The organism is Candidatus Sulfidibacterium hydrothermale (genome assembly GCF_020149915.1).
In the GTDB taxonomy this organism is placed as follows: Bacteria; Bacteroidota; Bacteroidia; order Bacteroidales; family F082; genus Sulfidibacterium; species Sulfidibacterium hydrothermale.
Map to the genome: position 1 here is coordinate 1,927,836 of NZ_CP083760.1, position 26,460 is coordinate 1,954,295.

Genomic DNA, 26,460 nt, shown 5'->3' on the forward strand with positions numbered 1-26,460 from the left:
TAACAAGGACTTTAGGCGCGCAAAATTACACTTTTTTTCTTTTTTACAAATAAACGGAATAAGTTTATTTTTGCACCATTCAATCCGGTCTTATGACAGAAACAGCCGTCGTTATATTAAACTACAACGGGAAAAACTTTCTCGAAAAATACCTGCCCGGAGTCATCCGGAACAGTCCGGATGCAACGGTTGTAGTGGCGGACAACGCTTCAACGGACGATTCTGTGGATTTCATGAAAAAACATTTTCCTCAGGTCCGCTTGCTGATAAATGATAAAAATACTGGATTCGCCGGGGGATACAACTGGGCACTTTCGCAGATTGAAGCGACCTATTATGTTTTGCTGAACTCAGATATTGAAGTTACACCGGATTGGCTGGAGCCCGTCATCCGGTTAATGGACTCGGATGAAAAGATTGCAGCCTGTCAGCCAAAGATCCGGTCTGTTTTTCAAAAAGAATATTTCGAATATGCCGGTGCTTCGGGTGGTTTTATTGACCGGTGGGGATATCCGTTTTGCCGGGGACGAATTTTTGAAGAAACAGAAAAAGACCAGGGCCAATATGATGATGTCCGCGAAATATTTTGGGCTACCGGTGCCTGTATGATTGTCCGTGCGGATGTGTATCATGCCCTTGGCGGACTGGATGCTGATTTTTTTGCCCACATGGAAGAAATTGATTTCTGCTGGCGCGCCAAAAACCAGGGATACAAAATCATGGTACAGCCGGCATCCATTGTTTATCACGTAGGAGGGGGGACACTGCCCAAAAGTTCGGCACGGAAAACTTACCTGAACTTCCGGAACAACTTTATGTTGTTGTACAAGAACCTTCCTGACGAATGGCTTTGGAAAGTTTTAATCACCCGGTTGTTCATGGACGGACTTGCCGGAATTCGTTTTTTACTGCAAGGCCATTTTGCAGATATCGGGGCCATTATCCGTGCCCACTTTTATTTTTACGGACACCTGAAAACCCTTCGGGCAAAGCGCCGTAAGCTCCGGCAAAAGCCGGTTTCTGGAATATATATGGGCAGTTTGGTATTTGCCCGTTTTATAAAAAAGATACGCGTTTTTTCTGCCCTGCAAGACGAAAAATTCACCTGATTGTCATGGGGTTATACCAATTGTATTTTAAAATGCGCTAAAAGCGCATTTTGATCTTCAATCGGAATTATTTCTCTTTCTCCTTTTTTGTCAGTTCATACAGCATAAAGCCGTAAACATCAGCGGTTTCGCGTAAGGTCATATTCCTTGTCGAACCGGAATAATGGCCGGCATGGTGTCTTGATTTCAAAAGGATCATATTTTTTTGTGCCGGACGATTTTGTAATCTTGCCACAAACTTATAGGAATGAAACGGCGGAACCCGGTCGTCATTATCAGCTGTGATGACCAGCATAGTCGGATAATTAACCGAATCTTTAATATTTTGATAAGGAGAATAACTCAGTAAATTTTTAAAACCAGTTGTATCGCTTACAGAACCGTATTCATCTGTATGCCAGTGTCCGACAGTAAATCGCTCAAAGCGTAACATATCCAACGGAGCAGCCTGGGGAACCACAACTTTAAACAAATCCGGTCTTTGTATGGCTGCCACAGCAACAACCAATCCACCGTTAGAGGCCCCGGTAATTCCCAGTTTATTCCGGTTTGTATATCCTTCGCGAATTAAATATTCAGCGGCGGCAATAAAATCATCAAAAGATTTTTGTTTGTTGATGCCTCTTCCGGCTGATGCCCAGGCCCAGCCTTTATCTCCACCGCCTCGGATATTGGCAAAAGCAAAAATACCGCCATGGTGAATAAAATTCACAATACCGGGATCGAAATGCCCACTGGAAACAATCCCAAAGCCGCCATACGCCTTTAATATCGTTGGGTTATTCCCGTTTCGTTTTAGTCCTTTCTCATAAATTAATATCATCGGTACCTGTACGCTGTCTTTTGAAGGATATTCCACCTCTTTGTAAACAATATTTTTATAATTAAAATGAACTTCGGTACGATCGGTTAACTCCAACTTAAGATTATGTAAATCAAATTGGTAAACAACAGGAGGAATGGTATAGGAAGTAAAATAGAAGATGATTTTAGAATCATAAAAACCGCCATAAAATCCGCTTAAAGTACTTGAAACAGGAAATTTCATGGTGTAAAGTAACTTTCCGGAATAATTGTAAACCGTTAAAATAGGATGTTGATTTGATTGGTATACGCAAATCAGCCGCTCAGCAAAAGGATGCACCGCCAGTAACAAAGCTTCAGAATATTCAGGGACAAGCGTCTGAAATTGGTAAGGATGGGCAGGATCAATAAGCACAACACTTCCATTGTTGGCATGAAATGCCGAACGGGCTATAAATTTGCCATCATGATAATCCAAAATATCGAAAACATCCGGAATGTGGGTGATCAGCGGTTGGATATGAGGATTTTTAGACTGATAATCAATATAATAAATATTTTCTTTTCCTGTTGTCTGGTTTCGTTCTTCTATCACAAGAAATCTTTCGTCAGAAGTTACCCGGTAGCTATACGTAGTAGCCGGATTCTTTCTTTGAAAGATCAGCTGATCCTCTTTTTGGGGCGTGCCCACCCGGTGATAGTATACTTTTTCATCCAGAGTGGAACCAAATTTCCCATTTTGCGAAAAAACAGAATAGTAAAAGCCATGGCCTCGCCACACCAAACCGGAAAACTTGATACCGGTTAAATGATCATTGGTTTTTTTACCCGTTTCCAGGTTCACCACGCCAATTTTTCTCCAGTCGCTGCCGTTGATGTTATACAAAAACGCCAGATACTTCGAATCTTTCGATACGGAATACCCATGCAACATGACCACATCGCTGCTTTTGGTAGTAAGTGTGGTTGGATCGACCAGAAGCATGGGCTCCCCCTGAATGGTTCTTCTGTAAAATAAAGCCGGAACGGTTGTGTTGTCGTACCAGGAATAAGAAAAATAATATTTCCCCAATTTCACCGGAGTCCGGTACCGGTTCAGGCTGTATTTTTCCAGATCGCGAAAAAAGTGCGTCCGGAAAGTAGCTTTTGTCAATATTGCTTTTGAAAGTTTATTTTCTTTTTGCACCCATTGCCGGGTTTCTTTACTGTTTACATTTTCCAGCCAGCGATAGGGGTCAGCCACCACATATTTGTTGAAAAAAGTATCATAAACAATTTTCTTCGGGGCGTAAACAGGTTCATACTTCTGCGACAAAAGCGGCTGGGTGGCAGCCATGACAACGACTGCCAAAAGAAATCTTTTTCTCATCGGGTAAAATGAATAAACGGGTTTTCAATAATTAAAGAATTGGAATAAATGCAAAAAAACGACCAATTAAGGTAATTTACTTTCAAAATACTTCAACGCCAGCCGGTATGAGTCCATTCCAAAGCCCATAATAGAGCCGGCACAATAGGGTGCAATATACGACACATGACGAAAGTCTTCACGCGAAAAAATATTGCTGATATGCACTTCAATCACAGGAATGCCAATGGCTTTAATGGCATCGCCCAACGCCACAGACGTATGGGTATAAGCCCCTGCATTAAGAATTACGCCGTCTTTTTCACCGGCCGCTTCGTGAAGACTGTTTATCAATTCGCCTTCTACATTCGACTGAAAATAATCCAGTTCCAGATGAGGAAATTCTTTTTGAAACACAGCAAATTGCTGTTCAAAGGTCTGATTTCCGTAAATTTCCGGTTCACGTGTTCCCAGCAAATTTAAGTTAGGACCGTTAATGATGCGGATTTTCCGGTTTGGCATATCGGCTTTCTTTTTATTTTTACAAAAATAGAAAAAGTGCCCTACAAATGAAGGTTTCAGACAATTTTTTCCGGGCAGTATGCGATTATCGGTATTTGCTGGAACGCGATTATCCTCAAAAATCCATGTTAAAACTGGTAGGCGACCGGTATGCGTTACCTGCAGCCGAAAGGGTAATGCTCTATCGCGGACTGGCTACGGAAGATCAGGTGAAAAACCGGAAAGAAAAAGTCATCCGTCAGTTGCCGCCCCACACCCGGATAACGATCGATGGTTTTAATGTGTGTCGTACTGTAGGGAGCTACCTGAACGGAAATCCTGTTTTTGTGGGAATGGACGGACTTTTACGTGATGTTTCGGAACTTCACCGGAAAAAACTGAAGTGGGAAGTGTTGGAAAAAGCAGTGGATTTTATTTTGCAATTTCTGGCAGAAAAACAAATTGCATCTGCCTGGTTTTATTTTGATACACCCATCAGCCACAGCGGAAAAATGTGCGCATTGGTTAACAGCCGGTTACCACATTACCGGTTATCCGGCACAGCCGAAACCGTTTTTTCGCCGGACTACGAGCTAATCCAAACCACAAAAGGTATTTTGTGTACTGCCGATTCAAACATTATCGAAAATGCACAGGTTAAAGTATATGACCTGGCACACCAGCTGATTCTTGAAAGATTTTCTGCTAAACTTTTCTCCTTTCCGGAATATCTTCTCAACAAAAAAGAAGAACAATGCTGATAAAAAACAGGTATCCATTTGATATCATGTGGTTTTCTTCTTATTTTTGGCAACAAATCCAATTAATCATACCTGTTTTGTGAGAAAAATCTACTTGTGGAATCTATTTTTCTTTTTATCTACCTTACAACTGTTCTCCCATGATGTAAAGGATTTTTCTTCGTGTGTATCCCGGTTACAAAAGCTCCAGGTACAGGAGCAAATTTTTTTCTCGCAGGCTGAGAAATGGCTGGCACAATACCAAAAAGAGCATCATGTCATCTATTCCGGCCAAAACCGGGAACTTCATTACTTAATGAAACAAATGTACAAGATCCTGGCTGAAAGCGAACGGATTAAAAAGCAAGCTCATCATATGGAAACGGATGAAGATTCATCATCAGATGAATCCAAAGTTCTTGCCTCGTTAATCTGTGCCAACGCCCATTTAATTACTTTTAATGTACTCTCTTTTACCTGTAACCACGTTAGCCATGACAAGACACTGATGGCCAAACTGAACGAATTAAAAATCGGAGGCGTTCAGCAACACTGGGACAACTTACTGGAACTCTGTGAAGACAATCAAAGAAAAAAAGATTTTATTGCACACGTGCACACAATACAAAAACATGGTGAAATGATTGAAACCCTGGAAAATCAGGGAGTACCGTATGTAAAGGATCTTTCGCAGCAATTAAATTCGCCTTTGGCGAATAAGGTTTTATCTTCACAAAGATCAAAAGCAAAACTTAAAAATCTTTTTTCAAAAAAATCGATGCAGGTAAGAACCCGGTTCAACCATGCAAAAAACGGACTAACCTATCATCTGGTGGAGATCTTCAGTAACACAGCCGGCTCCATCAGGTGGCAAAGCTTGTTAAAAAGCATTGACCGGGAGGTATTGGTAAAACTGTCGGACAGCATTTTAATGCCCGGAGACATCATTCTTGAAAAAACAAAAGGAGCAATGACCGATCGTTTTATTCCGGGATATTGGGGACATGTTGCCATTTTTATCGGCCGGCCTGAACAATGGATAACCTCAAAAAGTTTATCCTTAGATTCCAGTCGTTACCGGCATCTGAAAGAGATAACAGCCGGAAACAACATTATTGAGGCGGTACGTCCGCAGGTAAGGCTGGGAAATCTGAAAGACTGGAAAGTATCGGATATTGCCGTCATCCGGCCGGTAAATTATCCCCCGGAATATATCGCATACATGATCAGCCAGGCGTTGAAATATGTGGGAACCGGTTATGATTATAATTTTGATATCAACACGTCATCACGGGTCACCTGTTCGGAATTGCCTTATCAAGCCTATCCGGGCATCCGTTTCCGGGTAAAAAAAAGTTCAGGACGTTATGTTATTGTTCCGGACGACATTGCTGCTTTAGCAGGAAACAAATCCGGCCAGTCTTTTAAAGTAATTTTTCTTCACCACGAAAATCAAACCATTAAAGCGGAAAACAGGGATGAGATTTACGTCCGGTTGCTCAATCTCAAAACCGGTCATGACAAAATTCTGCCGGAGGAAACCACCCGCCGGAAACCGCAACCGGTTTCAGAAGAAGAAACCACAAAAATTACTTCCAGATAAGAAAGCTGTCGAAATCTCAATGCTCCGCGGCAAGCAATTGCTCATAAATGGCATAATTTTCTGCGTCGAAGCAGACAAAATAAACCGTTTCAGGCAATTCGTTTTCCGAAAGAAACTTCCGAACCGTCTGAATAGCTATTGTAGCAGCTTTGTCTTTTGGGAAACGGTAAATCCCGGTGCTGATATTGGGGAAAGCGATGCTTTTGCAGTTATTTTCTTTGGCCAGTTGTAAAGCCGTTTCGTAGCAGCTTTGCAGCAATGCCGGTTCATTATTGTTTCCGCCGCGCCACACCGGACCAACGGCATGAATCACATATTTTGCCGGTAAATTATATCCTTTGGTAATTTTTGCCGAGCCGGTGTCGCATCCGTTCAGCGTACGGCATTCGGCCAGCAGTTGCGGACCGGCAGCACGATGAATGGCACCATCTACGCCGCCACCGCCAAGCAAGGTACGATTGGCCGCATTCACAATGGCATCTACTTGCAGCCGGGTGATATCATCGCGAACGAGTTTTATCCTTTCCGTTTTCATTATTTATCCGAACTTTTTTGATTGTTTTTGGCTCTTTGCAACGTTTCCAGTTTCCGGTGCATCTTACGGTATTTCCGGCGCCAGGCTTTTTTAGTCCAGTATTTTCCCCAATAAATATTCGTCCACAGTCGCTCATGCAGATAATATAAGATCAGCTTCGCCACCACATCCACACTGGCAATTGCCGAAGCATACTGTAAAATCTCGGCATCGGTTTTTTTTGTGGAATATTTCATCACAAAATAACTGATCACAAAAGTAGCTCCGGAGGCAATAATACGCCAGCTGATGGCTTTCAGGATACTTCTTGTCGGACTGTCTTTTCTTAAGTTTTTTGCTTTTGACATGGTTAACTTTTGGGAGAGTAAAATTAGGAAAAAAAGTATTGGGACAATTTTCTCAGGAACTCATTGTGTACCCGTGTATTCGATGCTACAATTTCTTTTCCGAAGACGTAATCGCCATCGCCATTAAACCGGGTTATCTGTCCGCCGGCCTGTTTTACAATCAGCGCGCCGGCAGCCACATCCCACGGATTCAGTCCGTATTCATAAAACAATTCAAACCTTCCGGCAGCCACATAAGCCAAATCTACAGCGGCCGAACCCAGCCGGCGCACACCGCGACTGCTTTGCATCAAATCTTTAAACAGATCGAGATACGGATCGAGTTTTGAATAGTCGTAATAAGGAAATCCGGTGGCAATCAGTGATTTGTCAAGAATTTCGGTGTCTGTAACCCGTATTTCTTTTCCATTCAGCAGGGCAGGGCCGTTTTTCCAGGCATAAAAACTTTCTTCCAGGTTAATTTCGTGTACCACGCCCAAAATGGTTTCTTCGCCATCGTTCAGAGCTATAGAAATGGAGTACAACGGAATTTTATGAATAAAGTTGGTGGTGCCATCCAACGGATCCACAATCCAGTTAAAACGGCTGCCCCGGGCCAGTTTATCATCTTCTTCGGCAATAAAACCGGCTTCGGGCAAAAGTTTTTTCAATTCTTTGATGAGAATTTCTTCCGATTTTTTATCCACATAAGTCACCAGATTATGAACGCCTTTATATTCCACATCCTGTTCATCCAACCGATTCACTTCATCGCGAATCATTTTTCCTACTGTCTGGCACAGGCTTACCACCTGTTGCGTCATTTTTTCAAGATCCATGGTCAATTTATTTTTTCCAAAATTTGTTTGTGAATATCCAATACCTGAGGAATCAGAAAATGCTTTCCATCATTGATAATAACAGCCTGACTGCGTTTATTTTTTTCCTCGTCGGGCCATTGCCGGCTCATCCGTTTTCTGATTTCTTTTTCGGGCAGTTTATCCCGGTTTTTAATCCGTTCCAACCGGATCGCTTCAGGGCACGAAACATTAATTATAAAATCAAATTCATTTTCCAGTCCGTTTTCGAAAATAACGGCTGCTTCGTGCAGGGTATAAGGTTTATGGCGATTTCCGGACAACCATTTTTTATAAACCTCCATCAATTCAGGATGGATAATGGCATTGAGTTTTGCCAACGCTTCCGGATTTTCAAAAACCATTCCGGCCAGTTTGGGTTTGATCAGCCGGCCGTTTTCATCAAACAAACCGGCCCCGAAAGTTTGTTGTACCCGGCTTTTGACCTCCGGAAGATCATACAGCTTTTTGGCTTCTGTATCCGCATAAAAAACAGGAATATCCAGACTTTCAAAGATTTTGCAAACGGTACTTTTTCCACTGCCGATATTTCCTGTAATGGCTACTTTCAGCATGTTTTTCCATTTATCATTTTAAAAATCAGAACCTTTTTTGTCATACTGCTTCCTGTTAATTTAAAATAATAAATTCCACTTCGGTAGGATTAAGCCGGACGTTACTCACCTGTTTGGGAGTTTTTACCAGTTCGAGCCGGAGTTTTTTCACCTGATGCAGATCGATATTTTTCAAATCAGGAACAACACGGAACTGGTTTGTATGAATTTTGTCATAATCACGAAGGAACACATTAAAATACACCGTTACATTCAGCGGGAAAGTACGCAAACGGGGTTGAATTCCGGAAACATCCACCGGAACCTGCAACGTACGTTCAGTATATTTTTCCACATCCAGCTGAACTTTAACCGTGGACGGATAAAGTTTTAAGAGTTTAATATCCGGATTGACAACCGCTGTTTTCACTGTTTTTTGTCCCGAAAGATCTTCCAGTGTAAACGGCCGGGTATAGAGATGTTTTAAGGTATCCAGAATACGTTTCGGCCCGTAAACACTTACTTTTGACGGAATAACCCGGTACCCGTAAAGTTCGTACTGGCTTTTAAATTTCAGCTGCATTTGCGGAATAACTTTCAGCCTGATCTTCTTAAGTTGTTCCATGAAAAAGTCCAGATGTGTTCTTGAAAATTCCAGTTCCCGGTCATTAATTCCAAGTTCCTGGGCAATGTTTTCGCGCAGGCTGGCCGTCATCACTGTATATTCATGTTCGGAAACCCGCCGGACATCGCTTTTAGATAAATCCACAGGCAATTCTTTCAGCTGTCCGTGAATCAGCAAATCAATCAGATTATAGCCATCCGATTTAAAATGAATGGTCAGGGTGCTGTCCTTCAGCGAAGTAATCAGTTTTCCTTTCGGAACATGCGTATAATGCACACGAAGCGTGTAGCTGACCGAATAAATATCGGACAGTTTGATAAGGAACCAAAAAGTAGCAGCAAGCAACAGGCAAATAAAAAAAACCAGATGGTCTTTTCTTTTTTCATCCTGCCGGATGTGTCCTTGTGTTTGCATTTCTGCCATCAGAAGTAATCTTTTATTTCTTCGGCGTAAAGATACGAAAACTATCATTGTTCATATCTTTGGTTTCTTTCATCGTCATGATTTTTGGCTGGACTTTGTTTTTCAATTTGTTACCATCCCCCTACGAAAGTTATTAACATTTCATCCCGCGAACGGCTATTTCTTTAATTTTGTTTAGACAGACAGGATACACTTATATATCCTAAAACCAATTCATTACATCGAAATAGAGCCATGTTTTTAATTTACGATACCGAAACAACAGGATTGCCCCAGGATTATAATGCCCCGTTAACTGATTTTGACAACTGGCCCCGGCTGGTACAGTTAGCCTGGCAAATTCATGATGAAAACGGAGAGCTGGTAGAAGTGCAGAATTTCATTGTGAAACCCGAAGGTTTTATTATTCCGCGGGCGACAGAAAAAATTCATGGCATCTCCACCGAGCGGGCACTCCGGGAAGGAAAACCCCTGGAAGAAGTGCTGGATATTTTTGTGGCCGCACTGAACAAGGTAAAAGTAATTGCCGGACACAATATTGATTTTGACAATACCATTGTAAAAGTAGAGTGCCTGCGAAAAGAAAAAGCATGTCCGATTGCTGAAAAGATCATTATTGACACCAAAGAGGTTTCCACTGATTATTGTGCCATTCCGGGCGGACGGGGCGGAAAGTTCAAATGGCCCAAACTTTCCGAGTTACATCAAAAACTTTTTGGCGAAGATTTTGATGCGGCCCATAATGCCTCGGCAGACGTCCAGGCTACGGCACGGGCATTTCTTGAATTATTGCGGCTAAATGTCATTACGCCGCAAATGGTTCAGTTACCGGAAGAAACAGTACAAAATTTCCGGAAAAAAAATCCCGATCCCATCCGTCCCATCGGATTAAAAGTAGAAGCCTATCACGAAGACAAAACACCGGAAACAAAGGCCGAAACAGATACCGGAGTAGCCGAGCCGGCAAAGGAAAGCCAACCGCAGAAAAAAGGAGAGCAACCGTTTGTTCACCTGCATGTACATACCCAGTTTTCGGTGTTAGACGGATTGTCAAAAATTCCGGAGCTGGTAAAGAAAGCCAAAGACGACGGAATGACGGCGGTAGCCATCACCGACCACGGAAACATGTTTGGGGTAAAAAGTTTTCACCAAACAGCAGTCAAAGAAGGGATTAAGCCCATTTTAGGATGCGAAGTATATGTGGCACGCCGTGGAATGGATAAAAAAGAAACCAAGCAGGATGCCTCGGGCTGGCATCTGGTATTGCTGGCCAAAAACGAAACCGGATACCAGAATCTGTTAAAGATGGTTTCGGCAGGCTGGACCCGGGGTTATTACTACAAACCCCGAATAGACAAAGCGCTGCTGCGTCAGCATCACGAAGGGATCATTGCCTTATCGGCCTGCCTTGGCGGCGAGATTCCGTCGAAAATCATGAACGAGGGCGTTGAAAAAGCAGAAGAAGCACTCAAAGAATACCTTGATATTTTCGGAGACGATTTTTATCTGGAATTGCAAAGGCATCAAAGTGGCGACGCAGAAATTGACCGTAAGGTTTATGAAGACCAGGTTTATGTAAACCGCGAGTTGCTGGCGCTTTCTAAAAAGCACGGCGTTAAAGTGGTTGCCACCAACGATGTTCACTTTGTTCATCAGGAAGATGCCGGAGCACACGACCGGTTGATATGTATCGGCACCGCCCGCGATTTGGACGATCCGAACCGGCTGCGTTACACCCGGCAGGAGTGGTTTAAAACCCGCCAGGAAATGAACCGGCTGTTTGCCGACGTACCGGAAGCGCTGGCCAACACGCAGGAAATTGCCGACAAGGTCGAAACTTATGAGCTGGACCACAAGCCCATTATGCCCGAATTTGAAATTCCTTCCGAGTTTAAAGATGCCGACGATTATCTGCGGTATCTGACTTACGAAGGCGCCAAAGAACGCTATCCCGAGCTCACCAAAGAGATCACCGACCGGATTGACTTTGAGCTGGAAACCATTAAAAGCATGGGTTTCCCCGATTATTTTCTCATCGTTTGGGATTTTCTGAAAGCGGCCCGTGAGATGGGCGTTTCGGTAGGACCGGGCAGGGGAAGCGCCGCCGGATCGGTAGTAGCTTATTGCCTGAAAATCACCCAAATCGATCCGATCAAGTACAAATTACTTTTTGAACGTTTCCTGAATCCCGACCGGATTTCCATGCCGGATATCGATATTGATTTTGACGATGACGGACGGGAAAAAGTACTGCATTATGTTTCGGAAAAATACGGCAAAGAGCGGGTAGCCCATTTGATCACTTTCGGAAGTATGGCTGCCAAATCAGCCATTCGCGATGTGGCACGGGTACAGAAGCTGCCGCTTTCGGAAGCCGACCGGCTGGCCAAGATGATTCCGGAAAGGCCCGGTATTACGCTGGAACAGGCCATCAACGAAGTGCCTGAGCTAAAACAGGAACTCGAAAACGGAAAACCGGAAGTGGCATCGGTATTGCGAAATGCGCTCACCCTGGAAGGCTCGGTACGAAACACCGGCACCCACGCCTGTGGGATCATCATTGCCCGCGAACGGCTGGATAAATATGTGCCGGTTTCCACCGTAAAAGAATCGGTTTTGGAGTACGCCACGCAGTACGATGGAAAATACATTGAATCCATCGGGCTGTTAAAAATGGATTTTCTCGGGCTGAAAACGCTTTCCATCATCAAAGACACGCTGGAAAACATCAAACGGTCTAAAGGCATTGAAGTGGATATTGACAACGTGCCGCTGGACGACAAGGAAACCTACGAGCTGTACAGCCGGGGCGAAACCACCGGGTTGTTTCAGTTTGAATCGGACGGGATGAAAAAATACCTGCAGGAGCTAAAACCCACGCGGTTCGAAGACCTGATCGCCATGAATGCCCTTTACCGTCCGGGGCCAATGCAGTACATTCCTTCTTTCATCAAAAGGAAACACGGGCAGGAAGAAATCAAGTACGATGTGCCCATGATGGAAGAGATCCTGAAAGAGACTTACGGAATTACCGTTTATCAGGAACAGGTGATGCTGTTGTCGCGATTGATGGCCGGTTTTACCCGCGGGCAATCCGACTCGCTCCGGAAAGCGATGGGAAAGAAAAAGCTGGCCGAGATGGCCAAGCTGAAAGTGGAATACCTAAAAGGATGTGAAAAAAACGGGATTCCCAAAGACAAAGCGGAAAAAATCTGGAAAGACTGGGAAGAATTTGCCAAATATGCCTTTAATAAATCGCATGCTACCTGCTATTCGTACGTGTCGTACCAAACCGCTTATCTGAAAGCCCATTATCCGGCCGAATTTATGGCGGCTGTTCTGAGCCGTAACCTGAACAACATCGACAAGATTACGTTCTTCACCAAAGAGGCTGAGCGGATGGGCATTCAGGTGCTGGGGCCGGACATTAACGAGAGCTCGCTGAATTTCACCGTAAACCAAAACGGTATTATCCGTTTTGGGCTGGCAGCCATTAAAGGGGTAGGAGGCAGCGCAGTGGAAGACATCATTGCCGAACGCGAAAAAAACGGTCCGTATGAAAATATTTTTGATTTTGCCAAACGGGTAAACTTAAAATCGGTAAACAAACGGAGTTTTGAGGCTTTGGCCAAAGCCGGTGCTTTTGATTGTTTTGAAGGCACACACCGGGCACAATATTTTTTCAAAGAAAACGAGAACGATACGGAGTTTATTGAAAAAGTGATTCGCTTTGCCCAAAAATATCAGCAGAAGAAAAACTCGGCACAGGTTTCGCTTTTTGGTGAGAGTGCCGGTTTTGAAGTTGCCGATCCGCCCATCCCCGCTTGTGAACCCTGGACGAAAGCGGTTCAGCTACGGCATGAAAAAGAGGTTACCGGATTTTACATTTCCGGTCATCCGCTGGATGCTTTTGAACTCACACTAAAGCATTTATGCAATGTGGACATGGCCCATTTGCGCGATCATCTGTCTGATTACAAAGGAAAAGAAGTTTTGTTTGGCGGGATGGTTACTTCCACATTGCAACGAACAGCAAAAAACGGTTCGTTGTTTGGCGTAATGACACTGGAAGACTACACCGGAGCCATGGATTTCCGGTTATTCAAAGAAAATTACCTGAAGATGCGGCACATGATGGTGGTTGGAAACCTGTTGCTTGTACGGGCAAAGGTAGAAGAAAGCCGTTTTAATGAAGGAAATGTGAATGTGAACATCCAGGATATGATGTTGCTGGAAGATGCTTTAAATCAGATGATGAGAAAGCTGATTTTGTTTTTAAACCCGGAAAGTCTTTCGGAACCGTTTATTGATGAACTGGCCAAATTGCAACAGGAGAATCCGGGGAATGCACAGCTTTTCATTTCACTAAGTTCTGTTGACAATAAGCGGCCGGTAATTTTGCGGAGCCGTACCGGACACGTTGATCCGCGTCTTTTTTTGCATCATTTGAAGAAAAAGTGGGGAAATCTTTCATACAAGTTAACCAAGTAGTGCTAACAGATTAAATTAACGTTTTTATCTATCTTCTGCGTGAGGGATGGACGTGGCAGCGCCCGGTGGCGGAAGCGGATGTTGAGCCCGCCTGGCTACGTAGTCGGACAGGCCCGCCTGACCACAACAGTCGGGCAGGCCCGCCTAGCTACGTAGTCGGACAGGCCCGCCTGGCTGCGTAGTCGGACAAGCAGGCGGCAGACAGCGACCACAGGGAGCTCGTATGCCGCGGTAGCGAAACACCGTTTCGGCCACCGGGACTATAACAAACAGCCCAGCCCCGCTATGCGGGGACACGCCCATTGCTGAATTTCACAATTTTACCCATAGCATAAAAAAAGCCGGAAAAGTTGAAAATTATTCGATTATTTTTTTACTTTTACCCTGCAATATGAAAACATGTCACTTCCTCAAATTATCATCGAAAGAATAGTCCATAAAAAGCAAGTGCGTATTGCTGTTCGGTTTAAATTTAACCGGGACATTATTCACCGGATAAAAGAACTGGAGGGTTACCGGTGGAGTGCAACAAAAAAGTTGTGGTATTTTCCGGACAACCCCGGACAGGTTGAAAAAATCAAGCAGCATTTTCGTGGAATTGCCGATGTTATTGATAAGGTAAGCGATGCTCCGCCTATTCGTGTGAAAGGCCTGATTAAGAACCGGAGACTTTCTGAAGAGATGCAAAACCTGTTAAGGGATTTTGCGAAATATTTACGGGGCAAGCGGTACAGCGAGAGTACCGTACATACCTATTCTACTTTTATTGCTGATTTTTTGGATTTTTTACGGAATAAAAAACCGGAGGAAATTACTTCGCGCGATGTGGAAAGATTTTCGGAGGAGGTGATGGCGCCCAATCATTATTCGATCAGTACACAACGTCAGTTTGTAAGTGCCGTAAAACAGTTTAAAGCGTTTTATCCTTCGCTGGCTGTTGATCAGTTTGTTTTGGAACGTCCGCGTAAATCGAGGCAGCTTCCGTCTGTGTTATCAAAAGATGAGGTATTGCGTTTGCTTATTGCCACACAGAATTTGAAACACCGGGCTGCACTTACCATGATTTATGCATCGGGGTTACGCATCAGCGAATTATTAAATTTAAAGTTGGCCGATATTCATACCGAGCGCCGGCAAATTTTTATCCGGAGCGGGAAAGGGCGAAAAGACCGGGTTGTCATTTTTGCGGAGAGTTTTTTACCGATGTTTCAGAATTACCTGGTTACCTATCGTCCGAAAGTATATTTTATTGAGGGGAAACCGGGGAAACAATATAGTGCGGAAAGCATCCGGGCGATTATTAAGCGATCGGCCCGGCGGGCAGGAATACGCCAACGGGTAACGCCTCATACTTTAAGGCATTCGTTTGCCACTCATTTATTGGATAACGGTGTAGACATACGGTATATTCAGGAATTGTTAGGGCACAATAGTCCAAAGACGACGATGATATACACCCATGTGAGCAGGAAAGACATTCTGCGCATTCAGAGTCCGTTGGATGAGGCCATAAAGCGGGTAATTGAGGAGGATAAAAAGAACCCAAATATACTGTTATCCTGACCATGTTAAACAAAAAAGAGTACATTTGATACGGATACAAGGAGTTATGCCCAAGTGTAAAAAGAAAATGACAAATGATTAATGAATTAACAAGTTCAAGACTATTAACACCAATTTATACGATTATTGGAATCATTATTGGAGCATTGCTAACATTTATTACGTCTTGGTTTCTAAAAAAGAGAGAAACAAAACTTAAAATTTCAAGTCAATTGATTAAAAAACGTATTAATGCACATGAAAAGATACTTACTCTTGCAAAAACAATGAGAGCGACATTATCAATTGATAAAATAAATACTGAAAATGTATATATTACCTATCCGATTATTTTTCAAACAAAAGAAAGTTTCCAAAATTGGAGAAGTTCTTTTTTTCTGACGACAAACGAATATTCTCATTGGCTTGGATTAAAAGTAACAAGAGAATTATACTTTATTCAAGACTACATTGTAAATCTTGACAAAAGGCTCGAAAAAGTTCCTTCTGAGAACTATCTTCAAATTGGAATAATTTTGCGAAATGATTTTCTTTCAATGGCTTCAAATGTAGAAAAAGAGGTAATTTCATATTTTGAAAGTGGTTGGAAAAATTTGAAAATTGAAAAAAATAATAAATGGCATAAATTTCCAAAAAAAGTTTCATTAAAGAGACTTGAAGAAACCAACCTTTACAAAAGGCATCTTGAAATTCATAAATATCTAAATAAAGAAGAAAAGTCGATACCAAGAGATGAGATTAAGCAAATAACTGAATTATATAACATTGCGCCAAACGGATTAAAAGTTGACATGGTGACACTTAGAGAAGTACCTAATATTGACAATAGTGGTGTAAAATATGAATTAACATATAAAGATTGCGAAGACTATGGAGATAAAATGAAGTTTGGTCATTGTGAATTAGTAGGTGGTCGAATAATGTTTGACAAAATAGATAAAAATGCACAGATACTAGGAATTGATTACAAGGCAATAAAATTACTTGTAAATTGGATTGAAGAAAATATTGAAGATATTGATTATCTAAATGAAACAATCGAATATGAATAAACACCAGGGCATAACAGCGGCTCATAGTGCATGCCGCAAATTGTACTTAAATTGAAAATTAATCGTAAATTTGAGAATATTTGTAAACAGAGAAAATTTTGAAAACCAATTGCGGCACGCACCATAGCCGCACCCGTTAGCTGGCATATTAGAGACGACATTGAATAATAAACAAATAACGAAATAAATAATGAAAAAAACAGTGTATTTTACAGGTGCTAATCATAGCACAGCACAGCTTGAAACAGCTATTAAGACAGCGACAGATAAACGAGATGCATTTTTAAAAGCAAATGAAAACAATATTGCTAAAATTGAAAGTGAACAAATTATAATTACCACTTGGAATAGTAATAATGGCAATGTATTGCCAACTATTAAACTAACCTATTACCCTAAAAAATAATGAAACTAATTGAAGTAGAGATTATTGATTTTAAGTCAATAAAAAGAGAAAAGTTTAAGCTAAACGGAAACCAACTTTGTTTTGTTGGTAAAAATGAATGTGGTAAGTCCAGCATAATTCAGGCTGTAAGTTATTTGAATTTTTTAGACTATGAGCTTAATCATAAGTTATTAAATAAAAGTTCAAAATCATACCCTAAAGGATATCCAATAATTATTGGGGTTTTTGAAATCTCAAAAGAAACATTCGTAAAATTGAGAGAACTTATATATGCCGAAATTCCAAATTTATCACGAACTATTCCAAAAGATTCTGAAACATCTTTACTTCAAATTAAAAGGTGGGGAAATGGAATTTCAAATATTTCACTAATCTTAACTGATCGGAAAAATTATTCGATAAATATTACTGAAAATATTGAGAAAAAAGCTAAGTTCTGGAATGATTTTTATGAAAATATTTATCCTAATATTGAATATTACGAAAGTGAAGAATTATTATTGGAACCTGCTACGATAGATCAATTATTAAGTTCTGACAAAAAATATGAAACTTTTAGAAGACTATTATATATTTCTGGTTGTGACGACCTTACAATATTAGATGCCGACGATGATAACTTTATTTCAACTTATTTATCAAATCTTGAAGATAACTTTAATGAAATATTAAAAAAACACTATAAGCAAGACGAAAGTATTAATGTAAGAATTCAAACAATTAGAGGAAATAAATTAAGTTTAGTAATAAGAGATAATACAAAATTAAGTTTTGCAATAGATGAACGTAGTCCCGGATTTAAATATTATTTTTCATTTTTAATTAATAAATTATTTGCAAAACAAAAAAACGGAAGTAAAAAAACTATTCTATTACTTGATGAACCAGGAAACAACTTACATCCACAAGGTTCTAAAGATTTATTAATATCTTTTAATGAAATTGCCAAAAATTCACAATTATTATACACAACTCATAATCCTTTTTTGACAATTAGAAATAATGTAGATGCTTTAATGTTTGTTTATAAATCACCAAAACAAGGAACAAAAATAAACCAAAAACCATTTCTAAATAAATATCAAATCATCAGAAAGGAATTAGGAATTTTACTAAATGATAGCTTTCTATTAGGTGATATAAATTTAGTTGTTGAAGGTAATACTGAAAAACTTGCTTTTCACAGGTTCTTTCAAATTGAAAAATACAAAAAGCTTGAATGGTTAAATATATATAATGCAGGTGGAGTAACTAATATTTCTCAAACAATAAATTATCTTGGTGAGAATAATTTAGATTTAGCAGGGATTGCTGTTTTTGATAGTGATAAGGAAGCATTAAATGAAAAGAAAAAAAAAGGTTATTTGAAGGCCATGAAAAGTAAAAAATGGGCTTCTGTTGAAATAAACGATGCTTTTTCTGACAAAAAGGAAAGGACATTTGAAGACTTATTTCCACAAGATATTTATGTAAAGGCTTTCAATGATTATTGTAATTCAATAAAAGATATTGGCGTTTTTGATAATAATTATACAAACTTTGAATATACTAAACCGATTGAAGTTCCAATAATAAACACATTAGAAGAACACTTTTTTTCATTCATAAATAACGATAGAAAAAGACAAAATAGCATTACAAAACAGGATATTATTAGGAATGTTCTTGATACAATTGACAAAATGGAAAAAGAAGAAAAAGGAAAGGCATTAATGAATGTTTATAAACTATTAGATAAAATTGTGAATGAATATAAAAAAATAGAGAAATATGTCGCAAACTAAACTTGAAATATTTAAAATTAAAATATCTGAAAACTCAAAATTTGATTTTGACAAAAAGGTATTGGAAGCAATAAATAATTTTCTAAATGAAGAAAATACAGTTTATGTAAATCATTCAACTTCTATACTTACTGAAGATATTGAAGAATATGGAACAAATAAAACTGTAAATAAATATCTTGTAGTTACATTGATTTACAAAGATTTGAATGCTTCACAATTTGATTTAAAAAATACGAATAAAAAAGTTAAAAGTGTAGTAAAAAAAGAAATAGAAAAAGGAGAGAATATTCCAGAACCTAAAATAGAAACTGATTTAGAAAAAGAAATACGCCAGCTAACAAAACCTATACGTAATGCGGGGCTCATTGAAGATTAAAAGGTTATACAAGTAATGATATTTGTGGTAAATTGAAAAAAATTACTTCGAAAACCCGCACTACGCATAGCCACACCCGTTGCCTGTAATTAAAAAAGATATATTATGCCAATACAAAGAATTAATAGAGTAATAAAACAGCAAATTGTTGATGACAAAAAGATAACAGCAGAAAACTTCATTAAGTTGCTAGATGAATTAAGTGCTTTAAGTGTTTTTCAAAATGCAACCGTTATCAATGTTACACTTCAATATGATAACCTTAATGTAACAGGTAATCTTCAACAAGTAAGAAGTGATTTAAATCAAATAGACAAAAGCTCTTCATTAATTAGTATGAGTTGTTCTTTTCAAGTCAACTTGAATCCTCGAAAGACTTTAAGCATAAGCATAAATCACTCAAACAATATTTTCAACCTTAATGGTAATAATTTTAATGAGGCAGAAACAAAAGAGATATATAAAATAGCAGACAAACATTTCCCAAAGAAAAAGGAAGCTGAAGTTATTACTTCAACAAAAGACACTAATACTACAAATTTTCTACCGGGACCGTTTGCGCCTGTACAACTAACTGATGCCCCTTCCGATAAAAAAGTTTTTATAATTATGAGCTTTCAAGACCAACATAGAGATGCATATTTTGTTGCTATTGAACCAACATTAAGAAAGTTAGGGTTTGAACCAATTAGAGTAGACCAAATTCAACATAATAACACTGTAACAAGTGAAATTTTAAAAGAATTGGAGAGTGCGGCTTTTGTAGTAGCGGACTTAACTGGAGAAAGACCGAATGTATATTATGAAATTGGTTGGGCACATCGAGCAAATAAAGAAGTTGTACTTACAGCAAGAAAAGATACTGCAATACATTTTGATGTTGCAGCTATAAATAGAATAGAATACACAGATTATACTGATTTATGTTCTTCATTAAGTAAAAGAGTTAAAGCTATTGCTAAACGACTTGGTTTAGACGTAAAAGAATAAAAAAACTACAGGCAACAAAGCATATAAGTCATTGGGCGATAAGTTGTTAAATAAAAGATATGAATATAAATAAACGGTATGGTAAACTGAAAGATTTGAGCATTAAAACGCCCACCGCCTCATATGCCTAACCGTTGGCGGTAATAAATAACGAATAAAACATTTTGAAATGAATGCATTAGCACTAATAATAGGAAATGCTGATTATAACCAAGAAAAAGACAAATTAATTAATGCGGTAAATGATGCTAATGATTTCGCAAGAAAGCTTGTTAATCTTGGTTTTGTTGTAAATAAAATAACTAATTGTAATAGAGAACAATTTGATAGAGAAGTTAGGAAGTTTGGTGAAGATTTAAAAAAGTTTGATATTGGATTATTTTATTTTTCAGGTCATGGTTTACAAATTAAAGGGAAAAATTACTTAACAGCAATTGATACAAGTTTTGCAGATGATATATCAGCAATTCACACATCATTTCCATTAGATGAGATAATTGATTACATGCAAGCAGCAAAACCAATAATAAAAATACTAATACTTGACGCTTGTAGAAATAATCCTTTACCTAGTCAATATAGAAGTATTAATTCGGAAGGATTAGCGCCAATTTATGCTCCAAAGGGAACAATTATTGCTTTCTCAACATCACCAGGTGAGAAAGCAATGGATTATGGTGCAGGAAGGAATAGTATATATACAGGAGCTTTATTAAATCATATTGATGACATTAATGTGCCAATAGAAGATTTCTTCAAAAGAGTTAGAACAACGGTTTATACTTTGTCTAATGGAAAACAAACAAGTTGGGAACATACATCATTAATTGGTAATTTTTATTTTAATTCAGGCCAATTAATTCATTCAATAGATCTTCCTTATAAAAAAGAACATATTGCAGATGAGTTGTTTAACTCTAATGGTTCTGAAATAGAAGAAATTATCAAGGATTTAAAATCACATGATTGGTATCAACAATCACCGGCAATTAACAAACTTAATAGAATAGATAAAAATTCGATTGACGAAAGTATGAGATTTTTATTAGGTAGAAATATTTTACAGACTGCTATTGGTGGAGAATTTGCTGCAAACTCAATTATAAAAAATTTAGATGAATGGTTAAATGATTGGTTTACGGGAGAAGAAAATCATGTTCTTAATGGTATTCTATTCGAAATATATTTTAATTCAAAAGGTCAATTTAGACAAAGAAATTTCAAAGCAAATTTAATTGATGACATATTTAAATTAGAAAAGATAGAGCGTTTTAAGTTTTCATTTGATTTTATAGGAAACCAGTTAAATCCTTTTCATGAGTATTTGTTTTATATACCTTCTCATCCACCTAAAACACTTCCAATAGAATTGCAGTTTGAAAAAGAAAAATATATGATTGGTGAAAAGGAAAGAACTATACACAGATTAGTTTCAATTAAATTACATGATATTGAAATAATGGAACCATATGAAAACAACGATTTTAATACAATTTCAGTTTCTTTTGATAAATTCCAAGAAAGACTTAAAGAAATATTATGTGTGCCAGTATATAGACTTCGGTTGTCAATGAATGTAGAGAAAGATAGCTTGAAAATCATTCACATACCTTGGGAATTAAAAGTAAACAAGATGAAACAATAACTACCGCCAACATCGGCTATGCTTCATGCCGCAAATAACTGTAAATAAATGGATTAACTTTGATTAAACATGTTTGTAAATTGAAAAATTAAACAATAAAATGCGCCACGCAGCATAGCCCTGCACGTTAGCAGTCATGCCCACCGGCGGGCAATCATTCGTTCTTTGAGGCTGTCTTGCGCAGCTTGCTTTTGAAAAATTAGTTTTCATAAGACACATCTGTAAACAAGATGTTTACGTTGCAGCAAGCTGCTCAGGCCGCAGGACAATTTGGGGAAATGGCTTGCGTGACGGAAGGTCGAGTTCTTCCAGATTCTTCGTTTCGGGATTTCGCACGCAAGGGCAGGAGTAAGGCGGCGTAATCATTTTTGCAGGTTGAAATCAATTTATGCGTTGTTTGAAAAATTTTCATTCAAAATAGGGAAGATGCTCATTCATAAACGAAAACCTGGGAAATGATGTTGCAAAAATACTTCCGCCGCCTTCTGCCGGTTTCCGTACTGCCGTTGGGACACGTTCAGCTAACAGCGGCTCATAGTGCATGCCGCAAATTGTGCTGAATTTGAAAATTAATTGTAAATTTGAGAATATTTGTAAACAGAGAAAATTTTGGAAACCAATTGCGGCACGCACCATAGCCGCACCCGTTGGCAGTCATGCCCACCGGCGGGTAATCATTCGTTCTTTGGGGCTGTCTTGCGCAGCTTGCTTTTGAAAAATTAGTTTTCATAAGACACATCTGTAAACAAGATGTTTACGTTGCAGCAAGCTGCTCTGGCCGCAGGACAATTTGGGGAAATGGCTTGCGTGACGGAAGGTCGAGTTCTTCCGGATTCTTCATTTCGGGATTTCGCACGCAAGGGCAGGAGTAAGGCGGCGTAATCATTTTTGCAGGTTGAAATCAATTATGCGTTGTTTGAAAGATTTTTATTCAAAATAGAGAAGATGTTCATTCATAAACGAAAACCTGGGAAATGATGTTGCAAAAATACTTCCGCCGCCTTCTGCTGGTTTCCGTACTGCCGCTGGGACACGTTCAGCCAACAGCGGCTCATAGTGCATGCCGCAAATTGTGCTGAATTTGAAAATAAATCGTAAATTTGAGAATATTTGTAAACAGAGAAAATTTTGAAAACCAATTGCGGCACGCACCATAGCCGCACCCGTTAGCAGTCATGCCCACCGGCGGGCAATCATTCGTTCTTTGAGGCTGTCTTGCGCAGCTTGCTTTTGAAAAATTAGTTTTCATAAGACACATCTGTAAACAAGATGTTTACGTTGCAGCAAGCTGCTCAGGCCACAGAACAATTTGGGGAAATGGCTTGCGTGACGGAAGGTCGAGTTCTTCCTGATTCTTCATTTCGGGATTTCGCACGCAAGGGCAGGAGTAAGGCGGCGTAATCATTTTTGCAGGTTGAAATCAATTATGCGTTGTTTGAAAGTTTTTCATTCAAAATAGGGAAGATGTTCATTCATAAACGAAAACCTGGGAAATGATGTTGCAAAAATACTTCCGCCGCCTTCTGTAGGTTTCCGTACTGCCGTTGGGACACGTTCAGCTAACAGCGGCTCATAGTGCATGCCGCAAGTTGTACTAAAATTGAAAATAAATTGTAAATTTGAGAATATTTATAAACAGAGAAGATTATGAAAACCAATTGCGGCACGCACCATAGCCGCACCCGTTATGCATAATTGGGGTATGTAGCTTTATTTATAGTTCTTACTACAAGAAAACAAAGTGGAACATAAAATGTTGAAAAAATTAATTACATTGAAATATAATTTTTATAAACAGAATTGAAAATACGTTTTAAATCCAGAACCCAAAAAATGGATAAAGAAAATCATATTGAAATAATAGAATCAGAAAATAAAGTCGAGTGTAAAATAAAGAATAAAGGAACATCGCTAATTGTTGTATTAATTTTGGGTGTTTTTGCTTTAATCGGATTCATACTTCCTTTTGCAGTTTTCATATCTAGTTTTATTTATAACTTTAATATTAGTTTTGGTTTTATCATAACAATACTTATTGGATTTGGTACTGGATATTATCTAACAAAATTAATTTTATGGAATACTTTTGGTTTAGAAAAATTTACAATTTCTGATACAAAAACAGATTACTATTGTGATTTTAAATTCTTTAGGAGTAATAAAAAAACATTAAATAAACCGTTTGTTGTTAAATATATTACAAAAGACAAGAATACTGAAAACGTTAAAAAAGAGAATTATGGACGCTTAGTAATAGAATCAAGAGACAACAAAGTAGAGTCACAATTTGATTTGCCAATTAAATATTTAGAAGATTTATTGTCATTAGTCAATGATAAAAAGAATAGAAATAACGAATACTATAAATAATAAACTATGCATAACATCGGCTATACTTCATGCCGCAGTTTATTGGTAATAAGACGGTTAAACCTTAATAAAAGATATTTGTAAACAGAAAAAATTAAACGATAAACTGCGGCACGCAGCATAGCCCAGCACGTTGGCAGTCATGCCCACCGGCGGGCAATCATTCGTTCTTTGAGGTTGTCTTGCGCAGCTTGCTTTTGAAAAATTAATTTTCATAAGACACATCTGTAAACAAGATGTTTACGTTGCAGCAAGCTGCTCAGGCCACAGAACAATTTGGGGAAATGGCTTGCGTGACGGAAGGTCGAGTTCTTCAGAATATTTTGTTTCGGGATTTCGCACGCAAGGGCAGGAGTAAGGCGGCGTAATCATTTTTGCAGGTTGAAATCAATTATGCGTTGTTTGAAAGATTTTTATTCAAAATAGAGAAGATATTCATTCATAAACGAAAACCTGGGAAATGATGTTGCAAAAATACTTCCGCCGCCTTCTGCAGGTTTCCGTACTGCCGTTGGGACACGTTCAGCCAACAGCGGCTCATAGTGCATGCCGCAAATTGTGCTGAATTTGAAAATTAATTGTAAATTTGAGAATATTTGTAAACAGAGAAAATTTTGAAAACCAATTGCGGCACGCACCATAGCCGCACCCGTTAGCAGGCATAAAAAAATGAATAAAGGAATTCTTACAATATTAGTCGTGATTTTCACAATATATGCAGTAAATGCACAGACTGTTTGTGAAAAGGGAATTGAGCAAGCAAAAAAAGATTTTAAGAAATCAAACTTTGCTTTTCATTCTGAAGAATTTTTGCCTATTGAGAATACATACCTTTTTGTTTTAAAAAAATATTATGATGTGGACTGGTATTTTAGTGATTCAATAAATTATTATAAATGTTATGATTCAGTAATGATTGATTTGTTAGAAACTAAATATGGAAAGAATTTTTTACAAAAAGCGAGAGTAATAACTGACAGTCTAGATAAAACTAAGAACTGGCTTAAATATCCCAGTTTCCCAGGAGGGAGAACAGCTTTATTTAAATACCTTTTCAACAGGACAATTAATGATTCCATGAAAATAGATACAATAAGAACTCAAAATCGAGTATATGTCCAATTCGAAATTGACTCAACAGGCAAAGTGAAAAATCCTAAAATAATGAGAGGGATTAATGAAAGTATTGACAAAAAAATCATTGAGATTGTAAGACAAATGCCAGATTGGGAACCAAGATATTTATATGGAAATCCAATCAAAGTGAACTATATAATGCCAATAAATATTAACAAAAAATGAAATACGCCTGCTAACAAAGCATATAAGTCATTGGGCGATAACTCGTTAAACAAAAGATATGGATACAAATAAGCGGCATGGTAAACTGAAATATTTAGCATTAAAACGCCCAACGCCTCATATGCCTAACCGTTAGCCATAATTTAGGGAAAAAATTAAGAAAAAGGTTTTGAAATCCGACAAAAAGTATTAACTTTGTAATTACAATTAAAAACATTAAGACATGGAACTGCCAATCATACAAATCGGGAATTCAAAAGGATTTCGTTTGAGCAAAACCCTTATTGAAAAATATAATATCAAGGACAAAGTTGAACTTATTCTTGAAAAAGGATACATTGTGTTGAAACCCATTTCGCAACCAAGAAAAGGCTGGGAAAAAGCCTTCAAAGAAATGAATGAAAAAGGCGATGACCAACTATTGTTTAATGATGTTTTTGAAGATGAAAATTTGGAAGAATGGAATTAACACAATACGAAATAGTTTTAGTGAATCTTGACCCGACAATAGGAAGTGAAATAAAGAAGACCCGTCCCTGTGTTATTATTTCGCCCGATGAAATGAATAAATATCTTCGGACAATAGTTGTTGCGCCCATGACAACAAAATCAAGGAAATATCCTACGAGAATAGAAGTAAAACACGACAATAAAACAGGGTGGGTTGTAATAGACCAAATCCGTACAATTGACAAGAAACGAATCATAAAGACTTTAGGCCAACTTTCCAAACGAGAAATAAAAGATGTTAAATCAGTACTGAAAGAAACCTATGTTGATTGATTAAAACTATGGCTAACACAGCATAAGCTTCATGCGGGAAAAAGTACTAAATTTGAAGAGAGCAGAATATAAGAGACGAAAACAGTAAATATAAATCGCAACCGGCAATAAAAGTGACCCCGCACGTCGCTTATACCGGGCCGTTAGCCAAAATGTAAAGAAAATGCGGGAAATATATCATTACTCATCGCATATGTAAAGAAAATTTGATTTTTTTATCAAAATAGTTAACTTTGTAAAGAAAATAGAAGAAACTTTACAAAAGGAACG

General features: G+C 38.7%; 25 protein-coding genes. 15 read left to right on the plus strand and 10 right to left on the minus strand.

Features of this window, described 5'->3' with window-relative positions:
- The first annotated feature begins 92 nt into the window (after nucleotides 1–92).
- A complete protein-coding gene (locus LA303_RS07625; protein ID WP_240524693.1) occupies nucleotides 93–1,109 on the plus strand; it encodes a glycosyltransferase family 2 protein in 1,017 nt (338 codons plus the stop codon).
- 67 nt (nucleotides 1,110–1,176) lie between these two features.
- Here the strand turns inward: LA303_RS07625 and LA303_RS07630 are convergent, their stop codons facing one another.
- Complete coding sequence (locus LA303_RS07630) at nucleotides 1,177–3,264, minus strand: prolyl oligopeptidase family serine peptidase (RefSeq protein WP_240524694.1); 2,088 nt, start codon at nucleotides 3,262–3,264, stop codon at nucleotides 1,177–1,179.
- An 84-nt stretch (nucleotides 3,265–3,348) separates the two neighbouring features.
- Nucleotides 3,349–3,783: a type II 3-dehydroquinate dehydratase gene (gene aroQ, locus LA303_RS07635; protein WP_240524695.1), complete on the minus strand. Its 435-nt coding sequence runs from the start codon at nucleotides 3,781–3,783 to the stop codon at nucleotides 3,349–3,351.
- 47 nt (nucleotides 3,784–3,830) lie between these two features.
- On the opposite strand from aroQ, the gene LA303_RS07640 reads away from it, so the two are divergent.
- Together LA303_RS07640 and LA303_RS07645 are read left to right on the plus strand one after the other, a co-directional pair.
- Nucleotides 3,831–4,523, plus strand: coding sequence for a DUF434 domain-containing protein (locus LA303_RS07640; RefSeq protein WP_240524696.1), 693 nt, complete (start codon nucleotides 3,831–3,833; stop codon nucleotides 4,521–4,523).
- A 79-nt stretch (nucleotides 4,524–4,602) separates the two neighbouring features.
- Complete coding sequence (locus LA303_RS07645) at nucleotides 4,603–6,105, plus strand: YiiX/YebB-like N1pC/P60 family cysteine hydrolase (RefSeq protein WP_240524697.1); 1,503 nt, start codon at nucleotides 4,603–4,605, stop codon at nucleotides 6,103–6,105.
- 16 nt (nucleotides 6,106–6,121) lie between these two features.
- On the opposite strand, the gene LA303_RS07650 is transcribed toward LA303_RS07645, so the two are convergent.
- The 5 genes from LA303_RS07650 to LA303_RS07670 are packed head-to-tail and all read right to left on the minus strand — an operon-like array spanning nucleotide 6,122 to nucleotide 9,425.
- Entirely contained in the window at nucleotides 6,122–6,640 is a 519-nt protein-coding gene (locus tag LA303_RS07650) for an O-acetyl-ADP-ribose deacetylase (RefSeq protein ID WP_240524698.1), read from the minus strand.
- On the minus strand, nucleotides 6,640–6,987 hold the full coding sequence (locus tag LA303_RS07655) for a DUF2061 domain-containing protein (RefSeq protein WP_240524699.1): 348 nt from the start codon (nucleotides 6,985–6,987) through the stop codon (nucleotides 6,640–6,642). Before LA303_RS07655 ends, LA303_RS07650 begins: the two co-directional genes overlap by 1 nt.
- A gap of 23 nt (nucleotides 6,988–7,010) precedes the next feature.
- A complete protein-coding gene (locus LA303_RS07660) occupies nucleotides 7,011–7,805 on the minus strand; it encodes an inositol monophosphatase family protein (RefSeq protein WP_240524700.1) in 795 nt (264 codons plus the stop codon).
- A 2-nt stretch (nucleotides 7,806–7,807) separates the two neighbouring features.
- Nucleotides 7,808–8,398 (minus strand): dephospho-CoA kinase, encoded by a 591-nt coding sequence (coaE, locus tag LA303_RS07665; RefSeq protein WP_240524701.1) that lies wholly within the window; start codon nucleotides 8,396–8,398, stop codon nucleotides 7,808–7,810.
- A 55-nt stretch (nucleotides 8,399–8,453) separates the two neighbouring features.
- Nucleotides 8,454–9,425, minus strand: a complete 972-nt coding sequence (locus tag LA303_RS07670; protein ID WP_240524702.1) for a CdaR family protein — start codon at nucleotides 9,423–9,425, stop codon at nucleotides 8,454–8,456.
- A 234-nt stretch (nucleotides 9,426–9,659) separates the two neighbouring features.
- Between LA303_RS07670 and dnaE the strand changes: the two genes are divergently transcribed.
- From dnaE to LA303_RS07710, 8 genes are all read left to right on the plus strand, one after another.
- On the plus strand, nucleotides 9,660–13,916 hold the full coding sequence (gene dnaE / locus LA303_RS07675) for a DNA polymerase III subunit alpha (RefSeq protein WP_240524703.1): 4,257 nt from the start codon (nucleotides 9,660–9,662) through the stop codon (nucleotides 13,914–13,916).
- Nucleotides 13,917–14,315: 399 nt separating this feature from the next.
- Nucleotides 14,316–15,479 (plus strand): site-specific tyrosine recombinase/integron integrase, encoded by a 1,164-nt coding sequence (gene xerA / locus LA303_RS07680; protein ID WP_240524704.1) that lies wholly within the window; start codon nucleotides 14,316–14,318, stop codon nucleotides 15,477–15,479.
- Between the two features lie 74 nt (nucleotides 15,480–15,553).
- Nucleotides 15,554–16,531 carry a hypothetical protein gene (locus LA303_RS07685; RefSeq protein WP_240524705.1) on the plus strand — a complete coding sequence of 326 codons (978 nt, stop codon included), beginning with the start codon at nucleotides 15,554–15,556 and terminating at the stop codon, nucleotides 16,529–16,531.
- Between the two features lie 190 nt (nucleotides 16,532–16,721).
- On the plus strand, nucleotides 16,722–16,937 hold the full coding sequence (locus LA303_RS07690; protein ID WP_240524706.1) for a hypothetical protein: 216 nt from the start codon (nucleotides 16,722–16,724) through the stop codon (nucleotides 16,935–16,937).
- Nucleotides 16,937–18,721: an ATP-dependent nuclease gene (locus tag LA303_RS07695; RefSeq protein WP_240524707.1), complete on the plus strand. Its 1,785-nt coding sequence runs from the start codon at nucleotides 16,937–16,939 to the stop codon at nucleotides 18,719–18,721. The genes LA303_RS07690 and LA303_RS07695 overlap by 1 nt, the downstream gene beginning before the upstream one ends.
- Complete coding sequence (locus LA303_RS07700) at nucleotides 18,708–19,100, plus strand: hypothetical protein (protein ID WP_240524708.1); 393 nt, start codon at nucleotides 18,708–18,710, stop codon at nucleotides 19,098–19,100. The genes LA303_RS07695 and LA303_RS07700 overlap by 14 nt, the downstream gene beginning before the upstream one ends.
- Before the next feature lie 105 nt (nucleotides 19,101–19,205).
- The gene (locus LA303_RS07705; protein ID WP_240524709.1) at nucleotides 19,206–20,090 is read left to right on the plus strand and encodes a nucleotide-binding protein; all 885 of its coding nucleotides are present in this window, start codon (nucleotides 19,206–19,208) and stop codon (nucleotides 20,088–20,090) included.
- A 169-nt stretch (nucleotides 20,091–20,259) separates the two neighbouring features.
- Complete coding sequence (locus LA303_RS07710) at nucleotides 20,260–21,735, plus strand: caspase family protein (protein WP_240524710.1); 1,476 nt, start codon at nucleotides 20,260–20,262, stop codon at nucleotides 21,733–21,735.
- Nucleotides 21,736–22,143: 408 nt separating this feature from the next.
- Here LA303_RS07710 and LA303_RS07715 read toward each other — a convergent pair whose 3' ends face one another.
- Nucleotides 22,144–22,371 carry a hypothetical protein gene (locus LA303_RS07715; protein ID WP_240524711.1) on the minus strand — a complete coding sequence of 76 codons (228 nt, stop codon included), beginning with the start codon at nucleotides 22,369–22,371 and terminating at the stop codon, nucleotides 22,144–22,146.
- A 291-nt stretch (nucleotides 22,372–22,662) separates the two neighbouring features.
- Entirely contained in the window at nucleotides 22,663–22,890 is a 228-nt protein-coding gene (locus LA303_RS07720) for a hypothetical protein (RefSeq protein ID WP_240524712.1), read from the minus strand.
- A 678-nt stretch (nucleotides 22,891–23,568) separates the two neighbouring features.
- Between LA303_RS07720 and LA303_RS07725 the strand changes: the two genes are divergently transcribed.
- Entirely contained in the window at nucleotides 23,569–24,105 is a 537-nt protein-coding gene (locus tag LA303_RS07725; protein ID WP_240524713.1) for a hypothetical protein, read from the plus strand.
- Between the two features lie 413 nt (nucleotides 24,106–24,518).
- Here LA303_RS07725 and LA303_RS07730 read toward each other — a convergent pair whose 3' ends face one another.
- Nucleotides 24,519–24,746 (minus strand): hypothetical protein, encoded by a 228-nt coding sequence (locus tag LA303_RS07730; protein WP_240524714.1) that lies wholly within the window; start codon nucleotides 24,744–24,746, stop codon nucleotides 24,519–24,521.
- Nucleotides 24,747–24,774: 28 nt separating this feature from the next.
- On the opposite strand from LA303_RS07730, the gene LA303_RS07735 reads away from it, so the two are divergent.
- The 3 genes from LA303_RS07735 (at nucleotide 24,775) to LA303_RS07745 (ending at nucleotide 26,190) form a co-directional block, all read left to right on the plus strand.
- Nucleotides 24,775–25,407 (plus strand): energy transducer TonB, encoded by a 633-nt coding sequence (locus tag LA303_RS07735; protein ID WP_240524715.1) that lies wholly within the window; start codon nucleotides 24,775–24,777, stop codon nucleotides 25,405–25,407.
- 223 nt (nucleotides 25,408–25,630) lie between these two features.
- Entirely contained in the window at nucleotides 25,631–25,876 is a 246-nt protein-coding gene (locus LA303_RS07740) for an AbrB/MazE/SpoVT family DNA-binding domain-containing protein (protein WP_240524716.1), read from the plus strand.
- Nucleotides 25,867–26,190 carry a type II toxin-antitoxin system PemK/MazF family toxin gene (locus LA303_RS07745; protein WP_240524717.1) on the plus strand — a complete coding sequence of 108 codons (324 nt, stop codon included), beginning with the start codon at nucleotides 25,867–25,869 and terminating at the stop codon, nucleotides 26,188–26,190. The genes LA303_RS07740 and LA303_RS07745 overlap by 10 nt, the downstream gene beginning before the upstream one ends.
- Nucleotides 26,191–26,460: the final 270 nt, after the last annotated feature.